Annotated in this window: 3 protein-coding genes and 1 pseudogene; all 4 read right to left on the reverse strand. The window is 37.4% G+C overall.

Annotated features, from left to right (window positions below):
- Positions 1 to 3,173, reverse strand: a pseudogene (locus tag ACFIO5_RS09185) (hypothetical protein); the annotation flags it as partial.
- A 440-nt stretch (positions 3,174 to 3,613) separates the two neighbouring features.
- Positions 3,614 to 4,111: a hypothetical protein gene (locus ACFIO5_RS09190; RefSeq protein WP_375672157.1), complete on the reverse strand. Its 498-nt coding sequence runs from the start codon at positions 4,109 to 4,111 to the stop codon at positions 3,614 to 3,616.
- Between the two features lie 133 nt (positions 4,112 to 4,244).
- Complete coding sequence (locus tag ACFIO5_RS09195) at positions 4,245 to 4,487, reverse strand: hypothetical protein (protein ID WP_375633132.1); 243 nt, start codon at positions 4,485 to 4,487, stop codon at positions 4,245 to 4,247.
- Positions 4,488 to 4,901: 414 nt separating this feature from the next.
- Positions 4,902 to 5,245: YadA-like family protein (locus ACFIO5_RS09200; protein WP_375635017.1), on the reverse strand; the 344-nt coding region annotated here is incomplete at its 5' end.

Genomic DNA, 5,245 nt, shown 5'->3' on the forward strand with positions numbered 1-5,245 from the left:
CCACCACCAAAATACTTTGATATATTTTTAGCAATTGTTGCCAGATTATTTGTAACAGTGTTAACATTCTGATTAGTAGCAAAGAGCTGCGAACCATTCACTGCATCGGTTGAATCTTCAGAAATGTCTCCATTGGCAAGAAACTTAATTTTGCTATTGTTTTTTTCCTCTCCATGCTGTGCCACAAATGCTTGCTCATCATTACTCCACAATAGAGAATCTTTAGAAACACCCTCAACTTTCTGAGTAAATTCATTGGCTACATGTGTTAAGCGGCTATTCACATTGTTGATATTGTCATCAAGCCCTGTCAAAGCGTCACCAACATTATTATGGTCTTTAGATACTGCTACGCCATCTTCAGAAATGCGCGATAAATGATAGAGCGGACCGAACAAAATACCGTCGCTAAATTCCGCATTCCCACCCAAAATGTTTGCTACATCTCCAGATATTTTTTCAATCTGCCTACCATTGATCGCATCATGCGAATCTTCAGCAATTTTCCCATCTTTAACATTATGGAGGGAAACTGGTGCTGTAGTCTTATCACCACCCAAAGTTATGCTATTATAATTAACGGTATCGTTTTCTTTATCATAGAGAACTGCAGTAGCACTTGTAAGATTAATATCATTAGAAATCTTCTCTATACTTTTATCAAGCTGAGCTTTGTTAACAGCTTCATCATTTCGCTCTGCAGCTTTTACACCAGAAATTGTACGAGCTTCACCAGATTTGTTTGCAACATTAATTTCTGTACCCCCTGTTGTCACACCAATGGTAATAGTACCTGCATCTCCTTCCTGCTTAACAAGGCTATTCTTTGCTGCATTAGTGATTTGATTTTGGATATTCGTGATAGAAGTATCAACAGCATTAAAAGTAGATTCAAAATCATTATGTGGCTTACCCTGAATAGTGTAAGTGGGAGCCTTACCGTTAGATATATCTGCACCACCACCAAAATATTTAGATGTATTTTGAGAAATTTTTGCTAGATAATTCGTAACAGTGTTAACATTCTGATTAGTAGCAAAGAGCTGCGAACCATTTACTGCATCGGTTGAATCTTCAGCAATATCTCCATTGGCAAGAAATTTAATTTTGTTGTTTTCTTTGTTTTCTCCATACTGTGCCAAAAATGCCTGCTCATCATTACTCCACAATAGAGAATCTTTAGAAACACCCTCAATTTTCTGAGTGAACTCATCAGCTACATGTGTTAAGCGACCATTCACATTGTTTATATTCTCATCAAGCCCTGTCAAAGCTGTACCAACATTATTATGGTCCTTAGTTACTGCTGCACCATCTTCAGAAATGTGCGATAAATGATAGTGCGGACCAAACAAGATACCGTCGTGAAAGTCCGCATCACCACCAAAAATACCTGCTATATCTCCAGATATTTTTTCAATCTGGCTACCATTAATTGCATCATTCGACCCTTTTGCAATTGTACCAGCTTGTACATTATGGAGAGAAACTGGTGCCGTAGTCTTATCACCACCCAAAGTCACGCTATTATAATTAATGGTGCCATCTGCATTTTTATCATAAAGAACCGCAAAGTTATTTGCTTCTTTAATGACCTTAATACTGTCCGTGATATCTGCAATTTCACCATCAAGTTGTTTTTTATTAACGGCTTCATCATCCTTAACTGCTTCTTTCACACCGGAAATTGCACGAGCATCACCTGATTTGTTTGCAATATTAATCTCTGTGCCTTCTATTTCCTTACCGATGATGATACGATTTGTCTCTTCTTCTCGCTTAACAAGGCTATTGCTTTTTATAGTGTCAACAACATCTGCAATCTGACCATCGAGCTGTTGTTTATTAACAGCGTCGTTATTGTTTACAGCAGCCTTCACACCGGAAATTATCCTATCTTCACCCGATTTGTTTGCAACATTGATTTCAGAACCACCTGTTTCTATACCAATGGTGATACGACCTTCTTCTCCACCATCTTGCTTAACAAGACTATTTGCTGCTATTTGATTTTTTATCTCTTGTAGCTGCGCAAAATTCACTGCATCATAAGGTTCTTCCCCAGCTGCCACTCCTGTAATCTGCTTATTGCCAGCATCAATACCATCCACAGTTATTCTAGCCCCATCAGCAAATATAATGCCATCATCACTTACAGAGCTTCTCCCAGCGGTAACTCGTTCCACTGTAATATTGTTAGCTAGATCAAATTTTACATTATTGTCTTCCGCACCTTTTGTGATCTTAAGGTTGTTACTTTCAGCCGACAAATCTACCGTACTCTTTATACCAATCGTTGTGGCATTTTTACCTCCAATAGACAGCTGCCAACCTTGGTCTACATAAGTTTTTAACGCTTTTAGCTGTGCAACATTAACAGCATCAGTAGAATAACTACCAGCAGCCACTCCTTCAAGCTGGCGTGTTACCTTATTTTTATAATCACCAATAGTCGCTGCATTTGCAGTACCTTTCCATACCTCACTGTTTTTATTTTTTTCGCTTAGCTCGATAGGACTGTAACCGTCAGCGCCAGCAAGCGATGTAGTCGCAGAACCGTCCCCAAGAACAACATTGCCATACGCCCGCGTTTCAGCATTCTTATCTATAACAATAGCTCCATTACGATCAGCCCTCACTTTTGAGGAGTAACCATTCGCGAATGTATATTCCTCAATGCTATCTTGATTATCATATACGGAACCTATCGCAATACCGTCTAGCCCTGAAGTGCGAGCCATAGAGTTTATGGCAAAACTTTTCTCTTTTGCCCTATATTTCTCTGGATCTAAAACAACAGCTTTTTTAGCCTTCTTATCCCTTTTTGAATCAGGAACGAGCGTGCTATTCACTGTGAAGATGTTTTGCGCATCTTCCCATGCAAATCTTCCGTCGACTGTTAAAACATTTATTACAGAATTATAACCATCTATACCACTGTTATAATCATCATACGCAGAAATAGTACTTTGCGGATAAACTACAGCGGCATTCTTCACATTTTCAAGAGATGCCTTTGTTAAATCGAGATTTGCTGAAAAAACAGGAGCAGCATTCGATAAAAATAAGGCAACCGCAGTTCCTAACGACGCTACTTTAAACAATGATGATCGACAATGTGAGCGAGAAAAACTCAAATCACGCAGATTTTGTGTAGTGTATAATTTTTTCATAATACCCCCTTCATAATAATAGATTAAAAACACAAAAAAGGTATAATCTAGAGCCCTAAAGCTTTCTTATTTCCCTTGCATGTCCGCGCTCTTACAGCCTGTGTTTTTAGGACATAAATAAAATTAAGACGTAAGCTGTCGTTTCTGCGGCACCTTTAGAGGTGTAATTAGAGGCAGGTTTGTGAAAGTCAATTTGAGGAAGGTAAAAAAATACTTAATATTAGAATAGATTTCGTTTTTCTATCAAAGGCTGCATGTCGTTTTTAGCTTTGATCTCTTTGAAAAAAATATAATTTTTGTACCTATTGATTATCCGCTTAGGCATCAGTTTATTTTTCGTGAATAAGATTTTTTTATTTCATTAGAGGATTTATGAAAGCTCTTTACTAAAATACCCCATCTATATCCTTACTAATGGTAATGTGTCTCGTTGCTGTATCCTATTTTACAAAAATACTCACTGCTACTTGTTCTTTTATTCCCTTCAGTTGTGAAAAATTCACTGCATCAGTATTGCTAGTTCCTTCTGCAACATTTGTTACTTGTTTACTTGCCGCATTAATACTACCGGTGGTTATTTGCGGGACATCAGTAATTACTAAGCCTGTTGCATCTACTTTTGTTTTTTCTCCTAATGTTATGCTTTTCAATGCTATATCATTAGCCAAACTCAATATGAGCTTATTTTCATCGTTCTTATCTCTTTTAACCCTGAAGTTACTTACTCCAGATGAAAAATTTATTGTACTATCTAGCACCCATATCTTTAACTTCCTCACCAGCAATAAACAGTTTCCACCCTTTTTTCTTACAACTTCTTCTAAATCCTGCAACTGTCTAAGGTTCACTGCATCGGTAGGTTTGCTACCAGCTGCTACGCCTATAATTTGTTGCATTATATTCTTACTAGGAACACCAATACTTACTGCAACTTTCATACTTTTCCATTGAGATTCAGGGTTTTTAGCCGGTCCTTGCAGAAGAGACGTATACCCAAAAACGCCATCAGCCCTACCGGACACAGAGTTGTTCCCAATAGCCCCCCATCAACCGTCACTTTAGAATAAGAACCTAAAGCGATACTTCCAACCCCATTTGCTTTTGAATAGAAGCCCATAGAAATAGCTTCTTGAGCAAATGTATATGCACGGAGTAACCAAGTGAAATCGAACCATATTCTAAAACTTTAGAAACAGCTCCCACTACTGTTGAATAATCACTCTTCGAAAGAGTATAATCATTTTCCCCGTATTCGCTCTTCTTATTATATTCACTACCTATTGCGATACTGCTTTTCTCTAAAGCGTAAGCCATATTACCTACAGAAACGCTCCATTCTTTTTCCGTTTGCGCTCCACTACCCTAAAGCAATACTTGTGTTTGGAGTACGTTGCATATCTGTAGATCGTTGCATTATAAAGCATACGTTTAAAACTATACGAAAATAAAAGCTAAAACTGTCTCCTTTTAATAAAGGGTATATTCGTATTGACATTGCGTGAAGCATTTTAACAAATCAAAATAATAGCAATCAATTTTTTGAATCTTTACCACTAAGGTCTTTTATTCTCAACAAAGTTGTCAGAGGCTTTTTATATTCGGATTTTATATAATTACGGGAGTTTTATACATTTAGAATAGCTTTAGAGAGCTCTGGAAAAAGATAAAAAATTTGCCTTTTTCTTATTTAAGAAAAGGGCAAATCAATTTTATGGATTTAGTCGTTTATTAGTTGAGTATCACATTAACCCCTGCACTTATACCCCAGTGACCTCCAGAAGTGGTAATTGACAAGTTGGAACCAATATCACCGTTCTCTGAAGTATAACCTGCACCAACAGCAAAAGCAGATTGACTACGCCATAAACCACTCCCAAATGCGATTGTTAATTTTCCAGGAATATCACTATAGCGTAAACCAGCTACCGCTAAACCAACAGCTGCTGCTTGTCTTGCCTCTTTTCGAACATCCTCAACAGCATAATTTAATGTCGAAAACTTCATATCCGTATACGAATTAGCCTCATTAACTCCATCTTTTACAATATGAGAAACTTTCTCATCCGTATACT

This window comes from Bartonella sp. AA86SXKL (assembly GCF_042196885.1).